At 69.9% G+C, this 26068-nt stretch carries 18 protein-coding genes and 3 tRNA genes; 17 read left to right on the top strand and 4 right to left on the bottom strand.

Going from position 1 to position 26068, the window contains the following annotated elements; genetic code table 11:
- The first annotated feature begins 81 nt into the window (after positions 1-81).
- From NM961_RS11680 to NM961_RS11670, 3 genes are read left to right on the top strand one after another with little or no spacing between them, the layout of a single operon-like run.
- Positions 82-330 (top strand): FeoA family protein, encoded by a 249-nt coding sequence (locus NM961_RS11680; RefSeq protein ID WP_255914529.1) that lies wholly within the window; start codon positions 82-84, stop codon positions 328-330.
- Positions 327-2162, top strand: coding sequence for a ferrous iron transport protein B (feoB, locus tag NM961_RS11675; RefSeq protein WP_255914528.1), 1836 nt, complete (start codon positions 327-329; stop codon positions 2160-2162). Before NM961_RS11680 ends, feoB begins: the two co-directional genes overlap by 4 nt.
- Complete coding sequence (locus NM961_RS11670) at positions 2159-2497, top strand: DUF6587 family protein (RefSeq protein ID WP_255914527.1); 339 nt, start codon at positions 2159-2161, stop codon at positions 2495-2497. Before feoB ends, NM961_RS11670 begins: the two co-directional genes overlap by 4 nt.
- 126 nt (positions 2498-2623) lie before the next feature.
- On the opposite strand, the gene pbpC is transcribed toward NM961_RS11670, so the two are convergent.
- Both pbpC and NM961_RS11660 read right to left on the bottom strand, forming a co-directional pair.
- Positions 2624-4984 carry a penicillin-binding protein 1C gene (gene pbpC, locus NM961_RS11665; protein ID WP_439334207.1) on the bottom strand — a complete coding sequence of 787 codons (2361 nt, stop codon included), beginning with the start codon at positions 4982-4984 and terminating at the stop codon, positions 2624-2626.
- Between the two features lie 106 nt (positions 4985-5090).
- Entirely contained in the window at positions 5091-10022 is a 4932-nt protein-coding gene (locus tag NM961_RS11660; protein WP_255914525.1) for an alpha-2-macroglobulin family protein, read from the bottom strand.
- A gap of 240 nt (positions 10023-10262) precedes the next feature.
- Here NM961_RS11660 and NM961_RS11655 point away from each other — a divergent pair, with 240 nt between their 5' ends.
- From NM961_RS11655 to dbpA, 3 genes are all read left to right on the top strand, one after another.
- On the top strand, positions 10263-11684 hold the full coding sequence (locus NM961_RS11655) for a cryptochrome/photolyase family protein (RefSeq protein ID WP_255914524.1): 1422 nt from the start codon (positions 10263-10265) through the stop codon (positions 11682-11684).
- A 294-nt stretch (positions 11685-11978) separates the two neighbouring features.
- Complete coding sequence (locus tag NM961_RS11650) at positions 11979-13784, top strand: WS/DGAT/MGAT family O-acyltransferase (RefSeq protein WP_255914523.1); 1806 nt, start codon at positions 11979-11981, stop codon at positions 13782-13784.
- Between the two features lie 349 nt (positions 13785-14133).
- Positions 14134-15507: an ATP-dependent RNA helicase DbpA gene (gene dbpA, locus NM961_RS11645; RefSeq protein WP_255914522.1), complete on the top strand. Its 1374-nt coding sequence runs from the start codon at positions 14134-14136 to the stop codon at positions 15505-15507.
- A 225-nt stretch (positions 15508-15732) separates the two neighbouring features.
- Here the strand turns inward: dbpA and NM961_RS11640 are convergent, their stop codons facing one another.
- Complete coding sequence (locus NM961_RS11640) at positions 15733-16044, bottom strand: hypothetical protein (RefSeq protein WP_255914521.1); 312 nt, start codon at positions 16042-16044, stop codon at positions 15733-15735.
- Between the two features lie 129 nt (positions 16045-16173).
- Between NM961_RS11640 and kdsB the strand changes: the two genes are divergently transcribed.
- The gene (gene kdsB / locus NM961_RS11635) at positions 16174-16932 is read left to right on the top strand and encodes a 3-deoxy-manno-octulosonate cytidylyltransferase (protein WP_255914519.1); all 759 of its coding nucleotides are present in this window, start codon (positions 16174-16176) and stop codon (positions 16930-16932) included.
- A complete protein-coding gene (locus tag NM961_RS11630) occupies positions 16929-17381 on the top strand; it encodes a low molecular weight protein-tyrosine-phosphatase (protein WP_255914518.1) in 453 nt (150 codons plus the stop codon). The genes kdsB and NM961_RS11630 overlap by 4 nt, the downstream gene beginning before the upstream one ends.
- Positions 17382-17505: 124 nt before the next feature.
- On the opposite strand, the gene NM961_RS11625 is transcribed toward NM961_RS11630, so the two are convergent.
- On the bottom strand, positions 17506-17676 hold the full coding sequence (locus NM961_RS11625) for an Lrp/AsnC ligand binding domain-containing protein (RefSeq protein WP_255914517.1): 171 nt from the start codon (positions 17674-17676) through the stop codon (positions 17506-17508).
- Between the two features lie 202 nt (positions 17677-17878).
- On the opposite strand from NM961_RS11625, the gene NM961_RS11620 reads away from it, so the two are divergent.
- The 9 genes from NM961_RS11620 (at position 17879) to NM961_RS11580 (ending at position 25455) form a co-directional block, all read left to right on the top strand.
- The gene (locus tag NM961_RS11620; protein WP_255914516.1) at positions 17879-18253 is read left to right on the top strand and encodes a VOC family protein; all 375 of its coding nucleotides are present in this window, start codon (positions 17879-17881) and stop codon (positions 18251-18253) included.
- Between the two features lie 148 nt (positions 18254-18401).
- Entirely contained in the window at positions 18402-19829 is a 1428-nt protein-coding gene (locus NM961_RS11615; RefSeq protein ID WP_255914515.1) for a redoxin family protein, read from the top strand.
- Positions 19830-19919: 90 nt separating this feature from the next.
- Positions 19920-21749, top strand: a complete 1830-nt coding sequence (gene uvrC, locus NM961_RS11610; protein WP_255914514.1) for an excinuclease ABC subunit UvrC — start codon at positions 19920-19922, stop codon at positions 21747-21749.
- A gap of 118 nt (positions 21750-21867) precedes the next feature.
- Positions 21868-22455, top strand: coding sequence for a CDP-diacylglycerol--glycerol-3-phosphate 3-phosphatidyltransferase (pgsA, locus tag NM961_RS11605; RefSeq protein ID WP_255914626.1), 588 nt, complete (start codon positions 21868-21870; stop codon positions 22453-22455).
- Positions 22456-22512: 57 nt separating this feature from the next.
- Positions 22513-22588 (top strand) — tRNA-Gly (locus NM961_RS11600).
- 78 nt (positions 22589-22666) lie between these two features.
- Positions 22667-22740, top strand: a tRNA-Cys gene (locus NM961_RS11595).
- A gap of 26 nt (positions 22741-22766) precedes the next feature.
- Positions 22767-22842: transfer RNA gene (locus NM961_RS11590), tRNA-Gly, on the top strand.
- Positions 22843-23257: 415 nt separating this feature from the next.
- Positions 23258-23968 carry a response regulator transcription factor gene (locus NM961_RS11585; RefSeq protein ID WP_255914513.1) on the top strand — a complete coding sequence of 237 codons (711 nt, stop codon included), beginning with the start codon at positions 23258-23260 and terminating at the stop codon, positions 23966-23968.
- A 77-nt stretch (positions 23969-24045) separates the two neighbouring features.
- A complete protein-coding gene (locus NM961_RS11580; RefSeq protein ID WP_255914511.1) occupies positions 24046-25455 on the top strand; it encodes a sensor histidine kinase in 1410 nt (469 codons plus the stop codon).
- The last annotated feature ends 613 nt before the right edge of the window (positions 25456-26068 follow it).

The following is a 26068-nucleotide window of genomic DNA, read 5'->3' as shown; positions in this document are numbered from 1 at the left end:
ACCGTGTCTTAGGTCTAGAGGCCGCCTGCCGCCGATTCTGCATATAATCGCGAACCATTCTTATTCAGTGCGTATCTACCTGTGCGACTTTCCGAACTGGTTCCTGGCAACACGGCCGTGGTGCACGAGGTCGAGAACATGGGCAATGCCGATCCTATCGCCCGCCGCCTGCGCGACCTGGGCTTCGTCCGGGGCGAGACCATCAAGCTGGTCGCGCAGGGGCCGGTAGGCGGCGATCCCATCCTGGTCCAGATTGGATTCACCCGTTTCGCCCTGCGCCGCAGCGAAGCGGCACGGGTACGCCTGCAGCCGGCCGGAGAGACCGCATGAGTACGCTGGAATCCGCCCTGCGCATCGCCCTGGTCGGCAACCCCAACTGCGGCAAGACCGCGCTGTTCAACCAGCTCACCGGCAGCCGGCAGAAAGTGGCCAACTACGCCGGCGTGACGGTGGAGCGCAAGCAGGGCCGCTATACCGCGCCTTCGGGCCGCACGGTCGATCTGCTCGACCTGCCGGGCGCCTACAGTCTCGATGCGGCCAGTCCGGACGAGGCGATCACGCGCGATGTCTGCCTGGGCATTGCCGCGGGCGAGCGCCGTCCCGACCTGCTGGTCTGCGTCGCCGACGCCACCAACCTGCGCCTGCACCTGCGCTTCGTGCTGGAAGTGCGCGCGCTGGGCCTGCCGGTGGTGCTGGCGCTGAACATGATGGACGCGGCTGCCCGGCGCGGCATCCGCATCGACATTGCCGCGCTGGAGCGCGAACTGGGCCTGCCGGTGGTGGAGACGGTCGCGGTCCGCCGCGCCGGCGCCCAGGCCCTGGTCGAGCGCCTGGACCGCGCGGTGGCGCCGTCCGCGCTGCCGGCGCCGGAGGACCTGCATGTCGAGGTGCGCCGCCTGCTCACGCTCTGCGTGAGCATGCCCAGCAGCACGGCGGCGACCGACGACGCCATCGACCGCGTCGCGCTGCATCCGGTCTGGGGTCTGGTGCTGCTCGCGGCGCTGATGTTCCTGATCTTCCAGAGCGTGTTCTCCTGGGCGGAGCCGCTGATGGAGGGCATAGAAGGCGGCATCAAGGCGCTGGGCGAGTGGAGCGTGCAATCGTTGCCGCAGGGACCGCTGCGCAGCCTGCTCAGCGACGGCCTGTTCGCCGGCCTGGGCAGCGTGCTGGTATTCCTGCCGCAAATCCTGATCCTGTTCCTGTTCATCCTGGCGCTGGAGGAATCCGGCTATCTGCCCCGCGCCGCATTCCTGCTCGACCGCCTGATGTTCAAGGCCGGCCTCAGCGGCCGTTCCTTCATCCCGCTGCTGTCGAGCTTCGCCTGCGCCATTCCCGGCATCATGGCCACGCGCAGCATCCAGGATCCGCGCGACCGCCTGACCACGATCATGGTCGCGCCGCTGATGACCTGTTCGGCGCGCCTGCCGGTATACACCTTGCTGATCGCCGCCTTCATTCCCGAGCAGACCGTGGCCGGCGTGTTCAACCTGCAAGGCATCGTGTTGTTCGGCCTGTATATCGCCGGCATCGTCAGCGCGCTGGTGGTGGCCTTCGTCACCAAGCGCCTGTATCGCGACCGCAGCGAGCACGTGCTGCTGTTGGAACTGCCGTCCTACCGTGTGCCGCATCCGCGCGACCTGCTGATCGGCCTGTGGGAGCGCGCATGGATCTTCCTGCGCCGCGTCGGCGGCATCATCCTGGCGCTGACCGTGCTGCTGTGGTTCCTGTCCAGCTATCCGGCGCCGCCGGAAGGCGCGGTCGGCCCGGCCATCGATTACAGTTTCGCCGGCCGCCTGGGGCGCGGGCTGGAATACATCTTCGCGCCGATCGGCTTCAACTGGCAGATCAGCATTGCCCTGGTGCCGGGCCTGGCCGCGCGCGAGGTGGCGGTGTCGGCGCTGGGCACGGTGTACGCGCTGTCGGGCTCGGACGAGACCATCGCCGCCGAACTGGGCCCGCTGATCGCCGGGCAGTGGCCGCTGGCCACGGCGCTGTCGCTGCTGGTGTGGTTCATCTTCGCGCCGCAGTGCCTGTCCACCCTGGCGGTGATCCGGCGCGAGACGAACTCCTGGCGCAATGTCGCCATCGCCGCGGGCTATCTGTTCAGCCTGGCCTACGTGGCCTCGTTCATCACCTACCAGGTGACGCGGGCACTGACATGAACGCAGCCGCGCCGGATTCGCTGTGGTGGCAGTACCTGATCATCGGGATCATCGTCGCCGCGAGTGCGCTCAGCGTGCTGCGCAAATACCTGCCTTCCGTGTGGGGCCGCGGGCTGGCGCTGGGGGCGGATGCGCTGGAACACCGCCGCGCGCCGGCCCTGCTGCGCCGCGCCGGCGCGCTGCTGCGGCGGCGTATCCCGGCCAGCGTGGGCGCGGCCTGCGCCAGTTCGGGCGGCTGCAGCAGTTGCGGTGCCTGTGCCTCCACGCCGGCCGCGGGCGAGCCGGCCCCGCCGGTCATGGTGCTGGCCGAGCCCAGGCCGCGCCGGCCAGATTGAAATAGTCGCGATAATTTCACCGTGGCCGATCGCCGGCCTGCGCCGGTCGCGGTCTTGACGGCCGAGCAGCGACCCGCTGGCACCGGCCATATGAAAACGCCGCGGCGATTCCGCCAGGCGCCGCCGCTACGGCAGCACCTGCACTTCCAGCCGCGCGAAACTGCCCGCGGCCGTCATCGCCGTGATGGCCTGCGGGCCGGGTTGCTCGAAGTCGTGCTCGAAGGGCCTGGCCGCATCCAGCGCCGCGATCAGGCGGCCGTTGACCAGCCATTGCACCGCGCCCTGGGCGCCGAGCGCGCGCAATGACAGATGCGGCGCGCGCGTGCTGCCGGGCGCGCGCAGCAGGGTGCTGCCCGGCGCGGCGCCGGCGATGCGCAGGCTGGCAGCTGCGTCGAGACCATCGTCGGCACAGCCTGGACGCAGCGGCGGCAGTTGCGCGGCCTTGCGCTGCGCGCCGCTGAGCCAGGGCTGGGCCAGGGCCGGCCAGCGCGCCACCCAGTGTTCGCGTTCGTCCGCGGCCTGGCAGCCGGCGCTGAGGCGGCGGCCCTGCGCATCCACGCGCAGGCGCAGCAGCGCGCTGCCCCATCGGCCGGCCTCGCGCTCGGGCAAGGTCGGCGGCAAGTTGCCGTCGAGTACCCAGGCCTCGCGTTTTTCCTGGCACAGCTGCGGCTGCTGCGCATCGTAGGCATCGCCCAGCGGCCAGCAGATTTCCCGCGTGGAAACACTGGCGGGTGGTGCCGCGCCGCTGCTGTCCTGGGGCGAGCGCGGCAGGCTGTCCACGGCCTGGAACAGCAACGGCAGGGCGGTGATCGCACCGTACTGGCCGGGCACCGGCGTGCCGTCGGGGCGGCCTACCCAGACGCCCAGGGTGTAGCGCCGCGTCGTGCCCAGGGCCCAGGCATCACGGAAGCCGTACGAGGTGCCGGTCTTCCAGGCCAGGCGCGCGCTGCGGCCCGGATCGAAGGTATCGCGCTGCTGGCCCGGACGTGGATTGGCTTCCAGCATGCTGCGCACGATCCAGGCTGCGCCGGCGCTGAGCAGGCGGCGCTCGGCCAGCGGCTGCTCCGGCCGCAGCCGCACCGCGCCGGCGAGGCCGCCGCGGTTGAGGGCAGCATAGGCGCCGACCAGATCCTCCAGCCGTGCGCCGGTGCCGCCCAGGATCAGCGACAGATTGGGCCCGGCGCCGCGCGGCCATTGCAGTTGCAGGCCGGCATTGGCCAGGCGCGCGGCAAAGCGCGCGGGGCCGACGCGATCGAGCAGATCCACTGCCGGCACGTTCAGCGACAGGCGCAGCGCCTCGGCCGCGCCTACCGGCCCGTTGAAGGCCAGGTCGAAATTGCCCGGCCGGTAGTCGCCGAAGGATTGCGGCGCATCGACCAGCAGGCTTTCCGAATGAATCAGGCCGTCGTCCAGGGCCAGCCCGTACAGGAACGGCTTCAAGGTGGAGCCCGGCGAGCGCGGCGCACGCACCATGTCCACATGGCCCAGGCGCTGCGCATCGCCGAAGGCGCCGGAGCCGACATAGGCCAGGACTTGCAATGTGGAATTGTCCACAAGCAGCAGGGCTGCCGAGGTGCGCTCCGGCAGGCGCGCCAGATAATTGGCGACGCGCGCCTCCAGCGCCGCCTGCAGTTCGCGGTCGATGCTGCTGCGGATGCTGCGCTCGCGCGGCGCCGCGGCGCGCAGGCGTTCGGCCAGCAGCGCGGCGTGCAGCGGCGGCTCCAGCGTGCGCGCAATCACGCTCTCGCGCTGTGCATCGCTGACCGTGGCCGCGTCCCAGCGCTCCAGGGACTGCATGCGCGCGAGCAGCTTGTCGCGGTAGCGCTGGGCCAGCGCGGCGTGGCGGTCCGGCCGCAGGCGGCTGGGCGCCTGCGGCAGCACGGCGAGCAGGGCGGCTTCCGCATGGCTCAGGCGCCGGGCCGGCTTGCCCAGATAGGCCCAGGACGCCGCCTCCACGCCCTGGATGGTGCCGCCGAAGGGCGCGTGGTTGAGATACAGGGCGAGGATCTCGTCCTTGCTCAGATGCCATTCCAGCTGCAGCGCGCGCAGCAGCTGGCGCAGCTTGCCCAGGGCGCTGCGCGACTGCGGTTCCAGGATGCGCGCGACCTGCATGGTCAGGGTGGAGCCGCCGGACACGGCGCGGCCGTGGCGCAGCAGCTGTCCCGCCGCGCGCGCCAGGGCCAGCGGATTCACGCCGGGATGGCGGTAGAACCAGCGGTCCTCGTAGGTCAGCAGCGCGTCCAGATACAGCGGCGAAACCTGGTCCAGCCGCACTGGATAGCGCCAGATGCCGCCGGCATCGGCGAAGGCGCGCAGCGGCGTGCTGTCGCGGGCGAGCACCACGGTGCTGCCGGCGTCCGGATCGGGCAGGGGCAGTGGGAACAGGCGGTCCAGCAGCAGCGCGGTGCACAACAGCAGCAGCGTGGCAATGCCCAGCCGGCGCAGCCAGCGGCCGCGCCGCCGTTGCAGAAATTCGGGAATTTTCAACACGCGAACCCCGGCGTACCTCCCGCCGGCGCGCGGTGGCGGGGCACTGCGCCGCCGCGCGGCAAGGCCGCGGCAGCACCGCCGTGGCCCTGCCTGCGCCCGCGGCTCACTGTGGCGCCACCACCGTCACCCGCTCCGGCGTGGCCTTGCCTATGCCGCGGATCTCGGGCCGGTACATGTCCTCCACCGTGGTCGGCGGCACGCGGTAGTCGCCCGGCGAGACCGCGCGCAGCAGATAGAACACGTGCGCGGTCTGGCCCTTGCGCAGGTGCAGCGCGGCCACGTAGCGGTCGTCGCGGAATTCCTCGTGGCGCAGTTCGGCGGCGTAGCTGCGTTCGCTCAGGTTCACGCCGTCGATGACGATATCAGCCCACTGCCTGGCATCGGTGAGATTGAAGTTCTCGATCTCCAGCCCGCCGGGCAGCAGATCGGTCAGCAGCGCGTCGCGCATTTCCTCCTTGGCCTGCAGGCTGATGCCGACGATCAGGCCCTGGCCTTCCTTGAGTGCGCCGCCTTCCCAGGGTGTGCCATCCAGTGCATACCACTGGCGCTTGATCGCGACGTGGCGTTCGTCCGCCGGCGGCGGCGTGCGCGGCACGCCGGCGACGTCTTCGCTTACGTACAGCGGCGCGCCGGCATTGGGTGTCACGCGCACGCCGGCGCGCAGCGCGGCGGCGTCGAAGCTGCGGCTCCAGATCACGGCGGGTTCTAGCGCCGTGGTCGTGCCGCCGAGGCTGACGCTGCCGCCGACCTTGGCCGCGCCGTCGCGCACCAGCTGCTTGCCCAGGCGTGCGATCGCGCTCTGTTCCTGGGTGCTGAGCCAGCGCAGGCCGTTGTCGCGGCGGCGTGCGGCCAGTTCGCGGCCCAGTGCGATCACGCGCTCGTCGAACTCGGGCCTGGCGCGCTTGAACTGGTGGCTGAGCGCGACCATCAGCGCGGCGTCGCGCAGTTCCGAGCCATAGTCGCCCAGCCACTGCGGACGCTGGTCCTGGTGCGCAAAGGCCTCGGCCAGGGCCTTGTCGCCGCGGGCGGCATCACCCTGCAGGCTCAGCGCCAGGCCGAGGTGGAACAGGGGCAGGGCGGTCAGCGACTTGCTGCGTTCGGTGTCGTACAGCGTGCGCAGGGTGCCCAGCGGCGCGCGCTGCACGCGGGCGAGCACGTAGGCCGACCAGGCCTGGTCGGCGAAGCGCAGGTGATCGGCCTGGTCGTAGCTGTAGTAGTAATGGCCGCCGGAGAGCAGATCGTCGCTGAGCCGTTTCAGCGCCTTCTGCAGCACGTTATCCGGCACGGCGAAGCCGGCTTCCTGCGCGTCGAGCAGGAATTCGGTGAGGTAGGGTGTGAGGAAGGTGTCGGCCGAACCTTCGCCGCTCCAGGTGGAGAAATGCCCGGATGGCACCTGCAGCGATGAAATGCGGCTCAGCGCTTCGCCGATCAGGCGCTGGCGCTGCGCCTCGTCCAGCGGCGTGATGCCGAGATTGCGCGCATTGTCCGCATCCAGCAGCAATACGCCGTAGCCGCGGCTGGCGACCTGTTCCACGCAGCCGTAGGGATAGCCCAGCAGGCCGCGCAGCGAACTGGCGAAGGGCAGCGGCGGCAGCGCGCTGACGCTGAGGCTGGCGTTGACCGAATCCGCAATCAGCCCTTCCATTGCGCCCGTGCCCAGGCCCAGGCCGGCGCCGGGCGGCAACACCTGCGGGCTGGAGCGCAGCACCGCCGGCCAGGCCGGCCGCACGGCGATCTCGTAGCGGCGCTGCAGCGCGATGTCGCCGGCTTCGACCTGCAGGCGGAAGCGGCCCACGCCCATGCCTTCGTCGGCGCTGAGCTGGAACTGCAGGGTGCGCTTCTCGCCGTCGGCCAGCTTCTGCGTGCGCTGGGCCTCGGCGATGCGCAGCGGCGCATCGGCTTCCAGGCGCAGGCGCAGTTCGCGTTCGCTGCCGGAGAAGTTGCTCACGTCCAGGGTGAGGCTGGCCGTGTCGCCGGGGGCGAGTACGCGCGGCGTGGATACTTCGGCCACCAGCGGCGCGCGCACCACGGTTTCGGTTTCGGCGCCGCCGTAGCGGTCCTCGCCGAAGACCAGGCCGCTGACGCGCAGGCTGCCGTTGAAATCCGGTACGGGCAATTCAAGGCGCGCATGGCCCTGGGCATCCAGCTTCACCGCGCCGGAGAACAGGTCCACGGTCTGCACCTTGGCCGTGGGCCGGCGCGACTGCGGCAGCGCCACCGGCGCCATGTCGCCGCCCCAGCGCAGCCTGGCCAGGGCGCCGTCGAAGCTTTCGATCAGGCGGCCATAGAGATCGTAGGCATCCACGCCCAGTCGGCGCTGGCCGAAGAACCAGGCAGCGGCGTCGGGCCGCGCGAAGCGCGTGATGTTGAGTATGCCCAGGTCCACCGCCGACACCGTGACATAGGCGGTCTTGCCGGCCAGCGCCGGCGCCTTGACCTCGACCGGCAGCGGCGTATCCGGCTTGGCCTGGGCAGGCGCGGTCAGCTCCACTGCGATGCGGCGCTCTTCCCGGTCCATGCGTACATGTGCCACGCCGACGGCGCGCGCCGGCGTGACCTTGCTCGCGGCCGAGCCGCCGCGCAGCACCAGGGCACTGAGATAGACGTCGTGGCGTTCCCATTCCGGCGTGACCGGAATCTCGAACACAGCGGCGTCCTTCACTTCGATCGGCTTGGTGTAAAGCAGCTTGTCGCTTTCCACCAGCAGCAGGCCGCTGCCGGCCTGGGGCGCGGTGACGGTGACCTTGAGCGTGTCGCCGGCGCGGTAGCGTTCCTTGTCCAGTGCCAGCTTGATCTTGTCCGGGCGCGCTTCCTTGCCGCGGTTCTCGTCGTCCCAGCTCCAGCCGGCGGTGAAAGGGTAGCGCAGGGTCAGGCCGGTGGCCGGGTCCAGCACTTCGATGCGATAGCTGCCCCATTCCACGGGCACGTCCAACTTCAGCGCCTGGCCGGCCGTGGTGGCGAGATCGCGGCTTTCCACGGTGACGAAGCTGCGCGTGTAGTCGAAGCGCCAGCCGCTGGCCTTGTCGTAGGTCCAGTGGTAGTCGCGATTTTCCCGCACCAGGCTGAGCTTGAGGCCGGAGGCCGCGAGCAATTCGCCGTTGGCATCGGCGCGGATCAGCTCGAAGCCCACGCGGCTGTTGGCATTCGCGCCGTCCCTGGGATCGAACAGCGGGCGCACGCCGACCAGTGCATCGGCCGGCCATACGGTACGGCGCAAGGTGCGCGTGACGCTGCGGCCGCCGCTTTCGTACACGCTGCCCGAGAGCAGCGCGGCAATTGGCGCCTGCGGCTTGAGTTCGCCGAGCACGTCGAGCGTGGATTCGAGCCTGCCCGCCGCATCGAGCGTGGCGTCGACCACGTCGCGCGCGTCCTTGGGCAGCTCCAGGGTGGGATCGCCGAAGAAGAAATCCTTGTGGCTGTCCAGCGGGTGAGCGTCGTTGGCGAGGCTCAAGGTGGCGCTGAAGCGGTTGCCCGCGGCGGGCGCGCCGTAGAGGTAGTCGCCCTGCACGGTGAGCGCGAGCTTGTCGCCGGGGCGCAGGCGTTCCTGCTTGCTGCGCAGATCGAGCTTGAGCCGTTCGGGCAGGAACTCCTCAATGCGCAGGCTCAGCGCCTGGTTGGCTTCCTTGGCCGCGGGATCCAGGCGGAATTCCACCTGCCAGCGCCCGGTCGGCGCATCCGCCGGCAGGGACTGGCTCCATTCCAGATAGCCCAGCTCGCGCGGCTCCAGTTTCGTCTGGCTCCATTGCTGGCCGCTGGGCTGCTTGAGGGTGAGGAATACCGGCTGCGGCGGTATCGGCTTGCCGTCGCCGTCGCGCAGCAGGGCCGCTACGCGCACGGTCTCGCCGGGGCGGTACAGGTCGCGGCCGGACCAGGCGAACACGTCGAACCATTCCTGGCGCCGGCCGGCGACGGCGAAATCCGACAGATCCAGTGCCGGCTGGTTGAACGGCAGCAGCGACACATCCTTGCCGCTGCGCGCGACCAGCACCTGGTCGGCGGCAAGGCGGTAGTTGAGCAGGGCATTGCCGTCGGCATCGGTGGCGGCCTTGAGCACGCTCTCGCCCTTGGCATCGACGATGGAAAGCTCCACGCCGGCCAGCGCCGCGCCGCTTTTCAGCGAGGCCGTGTGCACGAACAGCTGTTCCTTGTAGGCGCGGGTGTGCAGGCCTATGTCGCTGACGAAGAAGAAGCTGGTCTCCCACTCGCCCTGGAAGGTGCCGGCGCGCTTCATCACGGCGAAATACAGGCCGGGTTCGGCCAGTTCCGGCAGGTTCTGGATCGGCAGATAGGTCAATGTGCGCTCGTTCTCCTTGCCGCCCAGGACGAAGCGGTTGGCATAGACCGAATCGGCGATGCTGGTCAGCGGCGCGCCCTTGCGCTGCCACCAGCCGCTGGCGTCCAGGTCGTAGCTGGAGCGGCGCTCGCTGCCCTGGTAGCCGGCGAAGAAACGCGACAGCTCCTTGTCGCGCACGCGCAGGAATTCGACATCGACTTCCTTGACGTTGACCGAGACCACAGGAATCCCGCGCGAGTCGCGCGCCGGCAGCACGCTGCCCTGGGAGGCGAAGCCGACGGCGGGTTCCAGCGGGCCGGTGAACACATCGCGCCTGAGCGCCTCGGGCAGGTTCTTGCCGTCCACCGCCGCCAGCGCGGCGCCGATGGCGACGGTATAGGTCTGGTTGGCCTGGACGTACGGAAAGCGCAGGGTCTTGCCGTCCTCGTCCAGCGCCCAGCTGCCGCTGACCACGCCACCCTTGGCGTCCTTGACCGTGATGAGTTCGTCAAAGGCCTGCGCGCCGACCAGGGGCTGGCTGAATTCCAGGCTCAGTGCGAGCTGTCCCTGGTACTGCTGCGGCACGGCCGCGACCAGGCCGAAACCGTGTACTGCAGCGGGTTTTTCCGCGGCCTGCGCGGCCGGCGTGCCCTGGGCCTGGGGCAGGCGCGGTTCGGAGCGGTCGCAGGCGGCGAGGGTGAAGACGGCGGCGAACAGAAGCAGCGCGAGGCGCCGGCGCGGGGAGGTGGCCGTTGCGGTCATCGAAATCATCCGTTGGCGACGGTGGCGGCGGGCAGTATACGGCGCGGATTCTGGCGTTCTGCGGGCGGATTCCGGTGCAGCGGGCGACCTGTTTCGCGTTTTCCGAGGGCCGCGGCGATGCGGATGTGCCCTGCGCAGGTGCGCGCGGTCCGGTGCAGCGCGGCTTCTTCTTGATCCCGCGTTCGCAGCCGCGAAACTACGCTTGCGCGAATCTCCAATCCACCATCGCGAATCCCGCCCGTGACCACCGCCATCCTCTGGTTCCGCCGCGACCTGCGCCTGGACGACAACCCTGCGCTGCAGGCTGCCCTGCGCGCGCACGAGCGCCTGCTGCCGGTCTATATCCATGCGCCGGACGAGGCGGCGCCGTGGCAGCCGGGCGCGGCCAGCCGCTGGTGGCTGCACCATTCGCTGACGGCGCTGCAGGCACAGCTGCGCGCGCGGGGCGTGGAACTGCAGCTGGCCCGCGGCGACAGCTTGGCCGTACTGCGCGATCTGCTGCGCACCAGCGGCGCCGAAGCGGTGTACTGGAACCGCCAGTACGAACCCGCGGCGATCGCGCGCGACACGCGCATCAAGCAGGCCCTGCGCGAGGACGGCTGCGCCGCGCACAGCTTCAACGCCAGCCTGTTCGTCGAGCCCTGGGACATACGCACCGGCCAGGGCGGGCCTTACCGCGTGTTCACGCCGTACTGGCGCAACGCGCGCGCGCAACTGCAGCCGCGGCCGGGCGCGGCGGCGCCGGCGCGGATCACGCCGTGCAGCGTGAACGCGCGCCACGCCGTGGCCGATCTGGCATTGTTGCCGCGCATCGCCTGGGATGCCGGGCTGCGCGAATCCTGGCGGCCCGGCGCCGCGGGCGCGGCTGAGGCGCTGGAGGATTTCTGCGCCGGCGCGCTGCGCGGCTACCGCGAGCAGCGCGACTGGCCGGCGCAGGCGGGCACGTCGCGGCTGTCGCCGCACCTGCATTTCGGCGAGATCTCGCCGGCGCAGATTTTGTGGAAACTGGAAGAAACCGGCCGCGACGCCGGCGCGGCCTGGCGCGAAGCGGCCGAGCCGTTCCTTCGCGAACTGGGCTGGCGCGATTTCTCGCATCATCTGCTGTACCACTTTCCGCATACGCCGCTGCAGAACCTCAATCCGCAGTTCGACGCATTTCCCTGGCGCGAGCCCGATGCGCAGCAGCTGCAGGCCTGGCAGCGTGGCCGCACCGGCATTCCCATCGTCGATGCCGGCCTGCGCGAGCTGTGGCATACCGGCTGGATGCACAACCGCGTGCGCATGCTGGTCGCAAGCTTCCTGTGCAAGAACCTGCGCCTGCACTGGCTGCACGGCGCGCGCTGGTTCTGGGACACCTTGGTCGATGCCGACCTCGCCAACAACACCCAGGGCTGGCAGTGGACCGCGGGCAGCGGCGCGGATGCCGCGCCGTATTTCCGCATCTTCAATCCGGTGACCCAGGGCGAACGCTTCGATCCCGACGGCGCCTATGTGCGGCGCTGGCTGCCGGAGCTGGCCGGACAGGGTTTCAAATCCATCCACTCGCCCTGGCGCGAACCGGCGCTGCTGGCGCGCAGCGGCTACCCGCAGCCGCTGGTGGATCTGGCCGCCTCGCGCGAAGAAGCGCTGGCGGCGTATCAGGCGATGCGGAGCATGGGCTAGCGCCGCGGCCTTCTGCGCGGCGCCGCGGTCTGCGCAACCCGAATCAGCCGTGCGGCGGACGGAGCGGCAGCCGGCCGTCCTGTGCGGCCGGTGCAGGCCGCTGCTCCAAGGCAAGGGCCAGCGGCCTGACGCGGATCTGCGCCGGACTGCTGCGCGCCCGGCACAGGGCGGCCGGTGCCGCTGCACGGCCGTTTGCGGCCGGCCGGAGGCGCCGGCATCCGCATTGTTTTTTTCCCGGCCTGCGCCGATGCTACGACGCGGAGACCGCGGCCAGACCGCGGCGGGGAGAAATCGATGTTCGAGGTGTTGCGTGGCAAGCGCGATGCGATGTCCAAGGTCGACACGGCCTGGCTGCGCATGGAGAGTCCGACCAATCTGATGATGATTACCGGCGTGCTCATGTTCGAGACCCGTCTCGACCTGGCCGCGCTGAGGAAGCTGATCGGCGAACGCTTCCTCGCCTTCCGCCGCTTCCGCCAGAAGGCGGTGGACAACGGCAGCTCGGCGGCCTGGGAGATCGACAAGGATTTCGACCTGGACTGGCACGTGCGCCTCACCGCGCTGCCCGGCGCGGCGGACAAGCTGGAGCTGGAGCGCCTGGTCAGCCAGCTCGCCTCCAGCCCGCTGGATCATTCCAAGCCGCTGTGGCAGTTCCATGTGGTGGAAAATTACCGCGGCGGCAGCGTGCTGATCTCGCGCATACACCATTGCTATGCCGACGGCCTGGCCCTGGTCCAGGTACTGCTGTCGCTGACCGACGCCTCGCCCTCGGTGGAGCAGCATGCGGAACTGGCCAAAGTCTGGCTGAAGAAGGACCAGGGCAGCGTGATGGACCGCCTGCTGCAGCCGACCAAGGCCGGCTTCGCCAAGGCCCTGGTGGCCGGCGAGAAGGTCATCGGCAAGGGCCTGGAAATGTGGAAAGATCCTGCGCTGGCGGCCGAACTCGCGCGCGAGGGCGGCGAGATCACACGCGAGCTGGCCATAGCCCTGTCCCTGTCGGACGATCCGCCCACCGCGTTCAAGGGCCCGCTGGGCGTGAGCAAGCGCGTGGCCTGGGCCGAGCCGCTGCCGCTGGACGACGTCAAGACGCTGGGCAAGGCGCTGGGCTGCACCGTCAATGACGTGCTGCTGGCCTGCGCCGCCGGCGCCCTGCGCGGTCATCTGGTGGACAACGGCCAGGCGGCCGACGGCCTGACCATACGCGCCACCGTGCCGGTCAACCTGCGCCCGCTGGAACACGCAAAAAAGCTGGGCAACCACTTCGGCCTGGTGTTCCTGGACCTGCCCATCGGCGAGGCCAACCCCATGCGCCGGCTGGAGCGCGTCGCGGCCAACATGCGCGAACTCAAGCGCTCGCGCCAGGCCGCGCTGACCTTCGGCCTGCTCGCCGCGGTGGGCATGGCGCCGGCGGCGGTGCAGCGTGCCGCGCTGGAACTGTTCAGCCGCAAGGCGACCGCGGTCGCCACCAATGTACCCGGCCCGCAGATGCCGCTGTACCTCGCCGGCGCGCGCGTGCGCGAGCTGATGTTCTGGGTGCCGCAGAACGGCAGCATCGGCATGGGCATTTCCATCCTGAGCTACAACGGCAACGTGCATTTCGGCCTCATCATCGACGCCAAGCTGGTGGGCGATCCGGAATCCGTGGTGCAGCGCTTCGCCGGCGAATTCGAGAAGCTGCTGCTGTCCACGCTGATGGAGGACTGGGACGGCGAGCTGAGTTCGGGCGATGTGGCGGCGACGTACCGGCATTTCGTGCCGGGCGGCGGGGGCGCGGCGGGGCAGGCGGCGAAGGGCGGCACGTCCGCCAAGCCTGCCAAGCGCAAAGCGGCCGCTGGCGGCAAAACCGCGGCGGCAGCGGCCGAAGCCCGGCAGGCGCATGAGCCGGTCGCGGCAGGCGCCGGTCCCGCCGCGCGGGCGCGCCGCAAGCCCGCGCTGCGCCGCGCCGCCAGCGAAAGCGCCGCGCCGGTGCGCAGCGAGACCGCCGCAGCGCCGCGGGCGAAGCCGGCCCGTGCCGCGGGCAGATCCACGCCCGCCGCCGGCGACGCTTTCGGCGCCGAACTCCAGCGTTTCCGCAGCCGGGCCGGCAAGCGCAGGTCCTAGCGGGCCGGCCTTGTGCCGCTGCGCCGTTCGGGCGCTGGCGGCAGCAGCCGGTCCGGGTTTCGGCTTCGCTCCGGATCGTGCCGCGCGGCGCGCCGGCCGCCGTCGTGCCGTGTGTTCCGGCGTGCTGTCTGCACGCCGCTGCACACGTGCCGTCCCGGCCATCCTGGCGGATTGTCCGCACCGTGGTGCGGACAATCCGCCGTACGCGCGGCGCGCTGCCGGCCTGCCGCTGCACAAAACTCCGCAGCCTTTCTCCGCAGCGGCGCCCGCCGCCCGCCAAGCGCCGCCGCGCCGCTGCGGCTAAACTGCGCGGTCCCGCGGCCCGGCCGCCTGGCCGGAAGCCGCCGCCATGACCGATTTTTCCTCCCTGTCGCTGCCGCAGCCGCTGCTGCAGGCGCTGGACGCGCTGGGCCATACCCAGGCCACGCCGGTGCAGGCGCAGAGCCTGCCCGGCCTGCTCGCCGGGCGCGACGTGATCGCCCAGGCGCGCACCGGCAGCGGCAAGACCGTCGCCTTCGGCCTGGGCCTGCTGGCGCGGCTGGATCCGGCCCTGGGCGCGACCCAGGCCCTGGTGCTGGCGCCCACGCGCGAGCTGGCCGACCAGGTGGGCAAGGTGCTGCGCCAGCTCGCGCGCTTCCTGCCCAACCTCAAGCTGTCGATACTCTGCGGCGGCGTGCCGCTGCGGGTGCAGGTGGAATCGCTGGCGCACGCGCCCCAGGTCGTCGTCGGCACGCCGGGGCGCATCGTGGAACATCTGGAAAAAGGCAGTCTGGAACTTTCCGCCCTGCGCGTGCTGGTGCTGGACGAGGCCGACCGCATGCTCGACATGGGCTTTTCCGATTCCATCGCCGCCGTGCTGCGCTACGTGCCGCGGGAATGCCAGGTCAATCTGTTCTCGGCCACGTTCCCCGACGAGATACGCGCGCTCAGCGGCGACTACCAGCGCGATCCGCTGGCCGTCACCGTCGACAGCGGCGAGGCCGCGCCGGATGTGGTGCAGCGTTTCTACGAGGTCGAGCCGGCGCAGAAACTCGACACCGTGGCCTGGCTGCTGGGCGAGCACAAGCCCGAATCCTGCGTGATCTTCTGCAATACCCGGCGCGACACCCAGGACGTGGCCGCGGCGCTGGACCAGCGCGGCTTCTCCGTGCTGGCGCTGCACGGCGACCTGGAGCAGCGCGACCGCGACGAGGTGCTGGTGCGCTTTGCCAACCGCAGCTGCTCCATCCTGGTCGCCACCGACGTGGCCGCGCGCGGCCTGGATATCGAAGACCTGCCCGTGGTCATCATGTACGACATCGCCAGCGACGCCGACACGCATGTGCACCGCAGCGGCCGCACCGGCCGCGCCGGCCGCAGCGGCCTGGCGCTGACCCTGTGCAGCTCGCGCGAGATGGGCCGGGCCAAGGCCATCGAGGAACGCCTGGGCAGCCTGCGCTGGGAAACCGCGAAGACATCGCCGGCGCGGCTGCGCAGCGGCCAGCTCGCGCCCATGCAGACCCTGGTCATCGACGCCGGCCGCAAGGACAAGCTGCGTCCCGGCGACATCCTGGGCGCGCTGACCGGCAGCGCCGGCCTGGCCGCCGCCGACGTGGGCAAAATCGCCATCTTCGACGTGCGCGCCTATGTCGCCGTCAGCCGCGGCATTGCCGACAAGGCGCTGGCGCGGCTGCGCGAGGGCAAGATCAAGGGACGCAGCCTGCGTGTGCGCAAGCTGGTCTGAACAGAAGCCGCGGCGGGTCGGGTGACCCGGCCGGTTTGTGTGCATGCGTCGCGATGGCCAGCCGGGACAGGCCGGTCCGGGCAGGTGGTTCCGCGCAGAGCGATTCGCCGCGCTTTCTATGAACGCGCAGATCCCGGCAGCCGGATCCGCGCTCACTGGCTCCGCTGAACGGGCTGCTGCCGCCAGCCCGGTCTGGGCAGCCGGATTCCGCCAGGCGGCCGCGCTTCAGCGATAGCGGTTGGGGTCCAGCCCGCCTTCCACCCGCTGCACCTCCGCCGCTGCGTCGCCGCGGCCGCGTATGCACAGCTCCTGCACGTTCTTCTTCTTGCCGTCGCTGCCGCGCAGCAGCAGTGCGGTGCCGACCGGGTCGGAGAACAGCATCAGGCTGCCCTCGGGCCGGGCGTTTTTCAGCCGCGTGGCCTTGAGGCAGTCGCGCACCACGGCGCGGTAGTGCTCGTCCCAGGCCTCGGGCGTCGAAGCCGCGGCCGGCACGGCGGACAGCAGGAAAAGCAGCGGCAGCAGAAGTCGGCAGTTCATGCGAATCCTCGGAGGCGGAACCGGCGGGAATTGGAAAGCCGGCAAAGTCGGCAGTACGTGAAAGCGCGCCGGCGCGGCCGCCGCTTGCTGCTACCATTTTCTGCCACTTCGTCCGGGGTTCTCCGCTGCATGTCCGATTTCGTCGTTGCCATTCCGGCCCGCTACGCCTCCACGCGCCTGCCGGGCAAGCCGCTGAGCCTGATCGCCGGCGAACCCATGATTGTCCACGTGGCCCGGCGTGCTTTCGCCGCCGGTGCGCGCGAAGTGGTTGTGGCGACCGACGATGCGCGCATCGCCGCGGCCCTGGGCGGCCAGCCGGTGACGGTCTGCATGACGCGGACCGACCACGCCTCCGGCAGCGACCGCCTGGCCGAATGCGTGGAGCAGCGCGGCTGGTCCGACGATACCGTCGTGGTCAATCTGCAGGGCGACGAACCGCTGGCGCCGGCCAGCGGCATCCGCGCGGTGGCCGAAGTCCTCGTCGCCAACGACGCGCCCATGGCGACGTTGGCCACACCGCTGGCCAGCGCCGAGGAGCTGTTCAATCCCAATGTGGTGAAACTGGTCGCGGCCGGCGAACTGGCGCTGTATTTCAGCCGCGCGCCGCTGCCCTGGGCGCGCGACGAGTTCGCCGTCTCGCGCGAGCATCTGCCGGCGGGCGTGCCGTTCCTGCGCCATATCGGCATCTACGCCTACCGTGCCGGTTTCCTGCGCCGCTACACCGGCCTGGCGCGCACGCCGCTGGAGGCGGCCGAATCGCTGGAGCAACTGCGCGTGCTGGAACATGGCTACCGCATCGCCGTGCGCCTGGCGCCCGAGGCTTTTCCGCCGGGCGTGGACACGCCCGAAGACCTGGCCCGGGTCAATGCGCTGCTGGCGCCGGCATGAAGATCCTGTTCGTCTGCCTCGGCAACATCTGCCGTTCGCCGGTGCTGGAAGCCGTGCTGCGCCAGCAGGCCCTGCGCGCCGGCCGTCACGACTGGCGGATCGCCTCCTGCGGTACCGGCGGCTGGCATGCAGGCGAAGCCGCCGATCCGCGCAGCTGCGCCTCGGCCGCGCAGCGCGGCTATTCGCTGGACACGCACCGCGCGCGCCAGCTCTGCGCCGCCGACTACAGCGACTACGACTGGCTGCTGGCCGCCGACCGCGACAACCTGGCCGAGATCGACCGCCGCCGCCCGGCCGGCGCCAGCGCGCGGAGCAGCCTGGCGCTGGCGTTTGCCGGCCTGGCGTCGCCGCAGGAAGTGCCCGATCCGTACTACGGCGATGCCGCGGGGTTCGACCGGGTGATCGATCTGGCCGAGGAATTCGCGCGGCGGGTGCTTGGGCGGGATTAGTGGTTCGGGATTGGTGATCCGGGGTTTTGGGAATCCCGTGGTTTGCGAATGGCGGTTTCCAGACGCAGGAAACACGTCGGCGTACCGCCGCCGCATCGCGCATTTGCGGATCCCCGATCCCGAATCACGAATCCCGCAGCGGCACCAACGTGCCGGTCTTCACCCGCTCGAACACCACCTGCGTGGTGAAGCCGCGCACGTTCGGATCGTCGACCAGGTTGCGCCGGGCGAAGGCATCGACGGCCTGCATGTCGGCGGCGAGCACGATCAGCACGAACATGTCGGGCGTGTGCAATGCGGTTCGGCCGCAGGCGGCCGGGCGAAAACGCGGCCTGGCGACGGGGCGGCGCGCGTAGCCTACGGCATTGCGGAGCCGGGATTGGTGATTCGGGATCAGGATTCGTACGCGCGCGCTGAGGCCGCCTGTACGAGTCGCGCCGCCCGGACGCTCTCCCGCGAATTCCGAATCCCGAATCACCAATCCCGAGCACTCCCCAATGATCGATCACCTGGAACTGCTGGTCGCCGACACTGCCGAGTCGATCCGCTTCTTCTCCGCCGCGCTGGCGCCGCTGGGCTATGCCTTGCACGTGCAGGGGCCCAGCAACGGCTTCGGCACCGGCATGGACGCGCTGGATTTCTGGCTCAAGCCTGGCGGACCGTCCGCGCCGCGCCCCCACGTGGCCTTCCAGTGCGCCGACCGCGCCGCGGTGGACGCGGCCCATGCCGCCGCGCTGGCCGGCGGCGGCAGCGACAACCGCGCGCCTGCCGTGCTCGCCCATATCCATCCGAACTACTACGCCGGCTTCGTGCATGACCCGGACGGTCATCTGATCGAGTTCGTCTGCCACCGCGCGCCCGCGGGTGCCTGAGCAGGCCGGCGCCGGCAACCGCGGGGCAGGGCAGGCTTGCCGCTGCCGCGGGTCCCGCTGACGTCCGCCGCTTGCGGCGGCGTCCAGGTCCGAATCCCCGACCGGCCCCCGTATACTCGCGGCTGTTCCGATCACAGGACCGTACGCCATGGGCCAGCAGGCCGAAGTCTTCGAGTTTCCGCCCGGGCTGGAATGGGTCAATACGGACCAGGCGCCGGCCGCCGCGGCGCTGCGCGGGCGGGTGACCCTGCTGTATTTCTGGACCTTCGACTGCGTCAACTGCATCAACCTGCTGGCCGAGCTGGACTGGCTGCAGAACCGCCATCACGACGGCCTCTGCGTGATCGGCGTGCATGTGCCGCGCTATACCGGCCAGCGCGACGGCGCGGCGGTGCTCAAGGCGGTCAACCGCCATCAGCTGCGCCATCCGGTGGCCAGCGACCCGGGCTACGGCCTGTGGCAGAAATTCGGCCTGCAGGCCTGGCCCAGCGTGGTGCTGCTGGATGCGCAGGGCCGGGTAGTGGCCATCCACACCGGCGAAGGCCATCGCCAGGAGCTGGACCGGCGCATCGCCGCCCTGCTGGAGGACGCGGTCGGCCAGGACAGCCGCGTCTACGAGGCCTGGCCGGCCGTGGGCCGCAACGAGCCGCGCCTGCCGCTGGCCTTCCCGGCGCGCGTGGTCGCGACCGAGCAACATTTGTACATTTCCGATACCGCGCATCACCGTGTGATCGAGACCACGCTGGACGGCACCTTGCAGCGCCAGTTCGGCGCCGGCAACGCCGGCTACTGGGACGGCCATCTGCGCGACTGCGGCCTGTCCTCGCCCCAGGGCCTGGCAGTGGGGCGGGAATACCTCTACATCGCCGACAGCGGCAATCATGCGATCCGCCGCGTCCACCTGCTCTCGGGTGGGGTCGACACCGTCGCCGGCACCGGCAAGATGGGGCGCGATCGGCCGCAGCAGCACCCGGCGCCGACCACGGTCAGCCTGTGCATGCCGGTGGACCTGGCCCTGCACAACGAGCATCTGTATTTCAGCGTGGCCGGCCAGCACCAGATCTGGGATCTGGACCTGAACCGGCGCAGCCTGGATATCCTGGCCGGTTCCGGCCGCTTCGGCATGGAGGCGGGCAGCGGGCTCTACGCCAGCTTCGCCCAGCCGGCCGGCCTGGCCGTGCTGGCCAACGCCCTGATCGTGGCCGATGCCGGCGCCGGCGCGATCCGCGCGGTGCGCCTGAGCGACCGCCAGGTCACTACCGTGGTCGGCGCCGGGCCCTGGGATTTCGGCGATGCCGCCGGCGCGCGCGAGGCGGTGCGGCTGCAGCATCCGCTGGGCGTGGCCACCGATCCGCGCGGACTGATTTTTGTCGCCGACAGCTACAACAGCAAGCTCAAGGCGATCAACCTCAAGAGCGGCGAGACGCGCACGTTCAATCTGCCCTGCACCCTGCGCCAGCCCGAAGGCGTGAGCTGCAGCCAGGGCGCGCTGTGGGTGGCCAATACCAATTCCCACGAGATCGTACGGGTGGACCTGGCCAACGGCAGCTGCCGGCCCATCGCGGTGAGCGAATGAAACCGCCGCGTCCGCCGGCCGGCGCCGCGGGGGCTTGATTCGGCCGCCTGAGCGCACATAAGTGCTGTCCGGACCCCGCACGCGCAAGACATGGAATCCAGCCCCGCCAGCCCGCCCTTCGACGGCAAGGCCTTCGTACGCCATCTGAGCAACTCGCCCGGCGTCTATCGCATGATCGACGAGCGCGGCGAGCTGCTCTATGTGGGCAAGGCGCGCGACCTCAAGAAGCGCGTCGGCAGCTACTTCCTCAAGCCGCGGCTGGAGCCGCGCATCATGGCCATGATCAGCCAGATTGCGCGCGTGGAAACCACCCTGACCCGCACCGAGGGCGAGGCGCTGATCCTGGAAGCGCAGCTGATCAAGTCGCTCAAGCCGCGCTACAACATCCTGCTGCGGGACGACAAAAGCTATCCGTATATTTTTCTCTCCGCCGGCCCGGAAGCGCCGCGCATGGGTTTCCACCGCGGTGCCAAGAACGAGAAGGGGCGCTATTTCGGCCCCTTCCCCAGCGGCTACGCCGTGCGCGAGAGCCTGGCCCTGATGCAGAAGCTGTTCCTGGTGCGCCAATGCGAGGACAGCTATTTCCGCAACCGCTCGCGGCCCTGCCTGCAGTACCAGATCAAGCGCTGCAGCGCGCCCTGCGTGAACCTGATCGGCGCGGACGACTACGCCGCCAGCGTGCGCCACGCCGCACTGTTCCTGGAAGGCAAGAGCACCCAGGTCATCGACGAACTGGTCGCGCGCATGGAGCAGGCCAGCCGCACGCTGGAATTCGAGAAGGCCGCCGCCCTGCGCGACCAGATCGCCACGCTCAAGCAATTGCATGCGCGCCACTACGTGCACGGCGCCAGCGCCGACATGGACGTGCTGGGCTGCCGCATCGACAACGGCCTGGCCTGCGTCTCGGTGCTGTTCTTCCGCAACGGCATCAGCCTGGGCTCGCGCGATTTCTTCCCGCGCCTGCCGCTGGATGCGAGCGAGGCCGATGTGCTCGCCGCCTTCATCGCCCAGTACTACCTGGAGCGGCCGCTGCCGGAGGAAATCATCGTCAGCCACGCCGGCGAGGAAATGCCGCTGCTGGCCGAAGCCCTGGCCAGCCAGGCCGGGCGCAAGGTCGAGATCAAATCCCAGGTACGCGCCGAGCGTGCGCGCTTCCTGGAACTGGCGCAGAAAAACGCCGCCGCCGCACTGGCCGCGCGCCTGGCCAGCCGCCAGACCGTGCGCGACCGTTTCGAGACGCTGCGCGAACTGCTGCAGCTGGACGAAGTGCCGGCACGTATCGAGTGTTTCGACATCAGCCACACCATGGGCGAAGCCACGGTGGCTTCCTGCGTGGTGTTCGGCCCCGAGGGCGCGGAGAAGTCGCACTACCGCCGCTTCAATATCAGCGGCATCGCCCCGGGCGACGACTATGCCGCCATGCACCAGGCGCTGGAGCGGCGCTACAAGCGCCTGGCCGCCGGCGAAGGCCTGCTGCCCGACATCCTGCTGATCGACGGCGGCAAGGGCCAGGTGGCCCAGGCCCTGGATGTGCTCGCCGGGCTGGGCGTCAGCGGCGTGCAGGTGGTCGGCGTGGCCAAGGGGCCGGAGCGACGCGCCGGTCACGAGACCCTGATCCTGGGCGCCAGCGGCCAGTCCATCTGGCCGGGGCCGGATTCGCCGGCCTCGCACCTGATCCAGGCCATCCGCGACGAGGCCCACCGCTTTGCCATCACCGGCCACCGCCAGCGGCGCGAGAAGGCGCGCGAGAAATCCAGTCTGGAAGAGATCCCCGGCGTGGGCGCGCGGCGGCGCTCGGCCCTGCTCAAGCAGTTCGGCGGCATAGGCGGCATCGCCGCGGCCGGGGTGGAGGAACTCATGCAGGTGAAAGGCGTCAGCAGAGATCTCGCCGAGCGCATCTATGCCCGCTTTCATGGCTGATCCACGGGCGGGCGTGTCACACTCGGGCCGTTCCGGCCGGGCGTGCGCCGCCGCCGCCGCAACGCGCCGGCTGCGGCGCCGCAACGACTACTCAAACTAAGGAAGCCTGGTGCGACCGATACGTCTGACCTTGCCGACGCTGCTGACGCTGTTCCGCATCGTGCTGCTGCCCGTCATGGTGATCGTCTTCTACCTGCCGGTGGCCTGGGCCAACCTGGCGGCGGCAGGCATCTTCATCGCCGCGGCGCTGACTGACTGGCTGGACGGCTGGATCGCGCGCCGCTACGGCATGACCTCGGCCTTCGGCGCGTTCCTGGATCCGGTCGCCGACAAGCTCATGGTCGCGGTCACCCTGTTCCTGCTGGTGCAGCAGAACCCGACCGAACTGCTGGCGGTGACCAGCGCCGTCATCGTCGGGCGCGAGATCAGCATTTCCGCGCTGCGCGAATGGATGGCCGAGATCGGCCAGCGTGCGAAAGTGCGCGTGGCTGCGGTCGGCAAGATCAAGACCGTGGTGCAGATGATCGCCCTGGTCGTGCTGCTGCATCAGCACGAATTCCCCGAGCTGCGCCTGTACCGCATCGGCGAATACCTGCTTGTGGCCGCGGCCGCGCTGACGATCTGGTCGGCACTGGTCTACGTGCGCGCAGCCTGGCCGGTGCTGCGCGCGCGCGACGAGGCGGGCGAGCAGCACACCGAGCAATAAATTCGCCATCAAGTGTTGACATCGTTTCCCAACTCCCTAAAATGCGCGGTCTCCGGTGCGGGAATAGCTCAGTTGGTAGAGCACGACCTTGCCAAGGTCGGGGTCGCGAGTTCGAGTCTCGTTTCCCGCTCCACGATTTCCTCAAAACCTCGGTTCACCGAGGTTTTGTTTTTTCGGGAAGCCGTTTCGGCGTGGCCCGGATGCGAAAGTTGGCCTGGTGGCAGAGTGGTCATGCAGCGGCCTGCAAAGCCGTGTACGCCGGTTCGATTCCGACCCAGGCCTCCACCTTTCGCACGCTGACAATTAAATACGCGGGAATAGCTCAGTTGGTAGAGCACGACCTTGCCAAGGTCGGGGTCGCGAGTTCGAGTCTCGTTTCCCGCTCCAGTTTCACTTCAAACCCCGGCCTGGCGCCGGGGTTTTTGTTTTCCGCCCGAGTGGGAAATGCCGTGCCGGTTGCGCTTTCCCGTGCGCGCAAAAACGAAAAAGCATTTCGCCATAACGCCGCCGGGCAGGGCGAGCGCAGTGCAATTGCGGCAACGTCGGCGGCGGGAAGCGGGCGGAAAATATCCGCCGTGGTCCGCAACCGGAGCGGGCATCATGCAGGCAAGTTCGGCGCGCGAGCGGCGCTGCCAACAAAGTGAAATATTCCCTTGCCCGCGCCGCGTGTCCGCAGCGCGAAAACAGGTGCGGCGTCCGCATAGGCCGGAGGGGCATAAGTGTCCTTGCTCAGGGCGGCCTGACACGATTCGCCACACCGTCCGGGGTGGTATCAGGGCAGGCGAACTTCTAATATCGGCGCATGAATTCGTCGGCCGCGGTGTCGTTGCTTCCGTCCCTGCATGTGATCCTCGTCGAGGATGATGTGGAACTGCGCGACGTGATCTTGCAGCCGGCGCTGCGCGCCGCCGGCTGCAGCGTCGCCGTCGCCGGCAGCGCGGCGGAACTGTATCGCGCCATGGTCGAACGCAGCCCTGCCGTGGTTGTGCTCGACATCATCCTGCCTGACGAGAGCGGTTTCGAGGTCGCGCGCCACCTGCGTGCGAATTCCGGCGTGGGCATCGTGATGCTGACCGGCCGCGGTACCAGTGCCGACCGCGTGCGCGGCCTGGAGATCGGCGCCGACGCCTACCTGACCAAGCCCATCGACGCCGAAGTGCTCTGCGCCACCGTGCGCAGCGTGGCACGCCGGCTCGCGCCCGTGCCGGCGCCGGGCCGCGGCCCCTGGCGGCTGGAGGCGGATGGCTGGCGCCTGGCCTCGCCGGAAGGGCTGAGCACCGACCTGAGCGCGAGCGAGCGCGTGCTGTTGCGCACGCTGTTCGCCGCGGCGAATGCGACGGTACCGCGGGAAAGCCTGATCGCCGGCCTGACCGAGGATGCCGAGGCCTTCGATCCGCACCGGCTGGACATGGTCATGCATCGCCTGCGCCGCAAGCTGGCCGAGGCCGGCATGGCCGCCCTGCCGCTGCATACCGTGCGCGGCGTGGGCTATGTGCTGGTGCCGGGAGGCTAGGGCGGCAGACGGCGCGGCAGAGGTGGGGATTTTGCGGCGACGTTCGTCGCATCCGGGTACAGGGAGCTGGAACCGCTATGGCCGAGGGATTCTCCATCATGCGCCGCGTGCGCGACTGGCTGCGCGCCGTACCGGTGGCCGACGCCGTGGACCGGCGCAACGCGCCGACGCTGCAGGTCGTACTGCTGATGCTGGCCGGGCTGCCGCCGCTGGCCTGGCTGCACCGGGTGTTGTTCACCGAGCGGCCGTGGCATCCCACCGAAACCGGCGCCATGCTCGGCAGCCTGGGCCTGAGCCTGCTCGCCGCGCTGTGCGTGGCGCTGATACGCCGCGGCCGCTATCAGCTCGCGCTGCATCTGATGCTCGGCGCGATCGCCGTGCTGATGATGGATGCGTATGTGAAACAGGGCATGACGGCGAACATGTTCGAGCTGCCGCTGCAGGCCGCCTGGCTGGTGGTCGCCGGTCTGATGGCGGGACGGCGCGCGCTGTGGCTGCTGTACCTGTGGCTGGTACTTGCCTTCGCCGCCGGCAGCGTGACCGATTTCCACGTGCGTCCCGGCATGGATACATGGGGCGCGCTCGCGTCCTTCGCCCTGGTCATGGCGTCGATCTTCCTGTTCATTACCGTCGTGGTCGACCGCGGCGGTGTGGCGCTGCGCGAAAGCCTGACTGCCGAGCGCGCACGCGGTGACGAGCTGGCCGTGGCCAAGACGCGGCTGGAAGCGGAGATGGCCGAGCGCGAACGCCTGCACCAGCAGCTGATCCATTCGCAGAAGGTCGAAGCCGTGGGCCGCCTCGCCGCCGGGGTCGCGCACGACTTCAATCATCTGCTGACCCTGATCCTGGGCTACGCGGCCCGCGGCGCGGCCGCCGAGGACCGCGACCAGGTGCGCGCCGCCCTCGACGGCGTGGAATCCGCCGCGCGCCGCGCCAGCGCGGTGAGCCGCAAGCTGACCTCGTTCAGTCACCGCGGCATGGGGCTGGCCGAGGTGTTCGATCTCAACGCCGCATTGGCCGAGATGCAGCCCATGCTGCGCCAGCTGTTCAATCCTGACGTGCGCATCGCCTTCGCGCCGGCGCCGCAGCCGGCGCAGGTGCGCATGGATCGCGGCGAGTTCGAGCTGATCGTGCTCAATCTCGCCGCCAACGCCAATTACGCCATGCCCGACGGCGGCCGCTTCGACATCCGCGTGGAACCGCTGGCCGACGACCGTGTGCTGCTGTCCTTCGGCGACACCGGCCACGGCATGGACGAGGCAGTGCGCCAGCGTCTGTTCGAGCCTTTCTTCACGACCCGTCCGGACGGGCAGGGCAGCGGCCTGGGCCTGGCCGTGGCCTACGATGTGGTTACCGCCACCGGCGGCGCTCTCTCGGTGGAAAGCGCGCCCGGCCGCGGCACCACGTTCCGCCTGGAGCTGCCCCTGGCCGGCAGCGCCGGCGAAGCGAGAGCAGCGGCGGAAACAGTGCGCGCCGGCGTTCCATAGGACTGCCGGCGGCGCGGCCGGCGCGGTACGCGCGAGCTGGCTGGTTTTCGCCGCAAGCCTCGGACGCCGGCGCGTTCGCCTGCGGCGGATTCGCGTGCCCGCGACGGCGCGGATTCCTCACGCGGATTTCCCTGGTCTTCACCGCGAATCCCGCACCCTCACGGTGTATTTCGCGTTTTTGCCACAAATTCCCATTTCCCGGCGCCGGCCCGCGCAGGGCTTTGGCCGCTCCGCGCGGCTGCCAGTCCCCGCCGTATGCGTGTCTGCGGGCCTGTGTTCTTGCACCGGTTGCCGCGATACCTGACGGCCGATCCGCTGCGCGCCGTGCGCGTTCTCGCGCAATGCAGCCGCAACTGTGCTGCAAAACTGCGATGCGCCACGCAGACGGCGGGCATGCAGACAATGAAAAGTACATAACAATTGCAACAGAGTGCACCGCTCGCCGCGATCCGGCCCCGGTGCAGAGCACCGCCGGGATCCGCTTGACGCTTCGCCGGTGTGTGCAGGGAGTAAAGGTTTTTCCTTGAAGTTCCGATGGTTTCCTTCGCGAACTTGCGCTATGCGGCCACTGTCCATCTGACCCCGGCCCAGCCTCCGGAGCGCACCCACGTGA

Source organism: Tahibacter harae, from assembly GCF_024437735.1.
Taxonomy (GTDB): Bacteria; Pseudomonadota; Gammaproteobacteria; order Xanthomonadales; family Rhodanobacteraceae; genus Tahibacter; species Tahibacter harae.
Note: the sequence above shows the minus strand (reverse complement) of the source record. Positions and strands in the feature narration are given on the sequence as shown.

What these genes read in the sequence shown, in the direction of transcription:
- NM961_RS11620 (WP_255914516.1), top strand. Translation starts at nt 17,879, where the DNA reads ATGATCGATCACCTGGAACTGCTGGTCGCCGACACTGCCGAGTCGATC.
- NM961_RS11585 (WP_255914513.1), top strand. Translation starts at nt 23,258, where the DNA reads ATGAATTCGTCGGCCGCGGTGTCGTTGCTTCCGTCCCTGCATGTGATC.
- NM961_RS11660 (WP_255914525.1), bottom strand. Translation starts at nt 10,022, where the DNA reads ATGACCGCAACGGCCACCTCCCCGCGCCGGCGCCTCGCGCTGCTTCTG.
- dbpA (WP_255914522.1), top strand. Translation starts at nt 14,134, where the DNA reads ATGACCGATTTTTCCTCCCTGTCGCTGCCGCAGCCGCTGCTGCAGGCG.
- feoB (WP_255914528.1), top strand. Translation starts at nt 327, where the DNA reads ATGAGTACGCTGGAATCCGCCCTGCGCATCGCCCTGGTCGGCAACCCC.
- NM961_RS11650 (WP_255914523.1), top strand. Translation starts at nt 11,979, where the DNA reads ATGTTCGAGGTGTTGCGTGGCAAGCGCGATGCGATGTCCAAGGTCGAC.
- NM961_RS11615 (WP_255914515.1), top strand. Translation starts at nt 18,402, where the DNA reads ATGGGCCAGCAGGCCGAAGTCTTCGAGTTTCCGCCCGGGCTGGAATGG.
- kdsB (WP_255914519.1), top strand. Translation starts at nt 16,174, where the DNA reads ATGTCCGATTTCGTCGTTGCCATTCCGGCCCGCTACGCCTCCACGCGC.
- NM961_RS11630 (WP_255914518.1), top strand. Translation starts at nt 16,929, where the DNA reads ATGAAGATCCTGTTCGTCTGCCTCGGCAACATCTGCCGTTCGCCGGTG.
- NM961_RS11670 (WP_255914527.1), top strand. Translation starts at nt 2,159, where the DNA reads ATGAACGCAGCCGCGCCGGATTCGCTGTGGTGGCAGTACCTGATCATC.
- NM961_RS11640 (WP_255914521.1), bottom strand. Translation starts at nt 16,044, where the DNA reads ATGAACTGCCGACTTCTGCTGCCGCTGCTTTTCCTGCTGTCCGCCGTG.
- NM961_RS11580 (WP_255914511.1), top strand. Translation starts at nt 24,046, where the DNA reads ATGGCCGAGGGATTCTCCATCATGCGCCGCGTGCGCGACTGGCTGCGC.
- uvrC (WP_255914514.1), top strand. Translation starts at nt 19,920, where the DNA reads ATGGAATCCAGCCCCGCCAGCCCGCCCTTCGACGGCAAGGCCTTCGTA.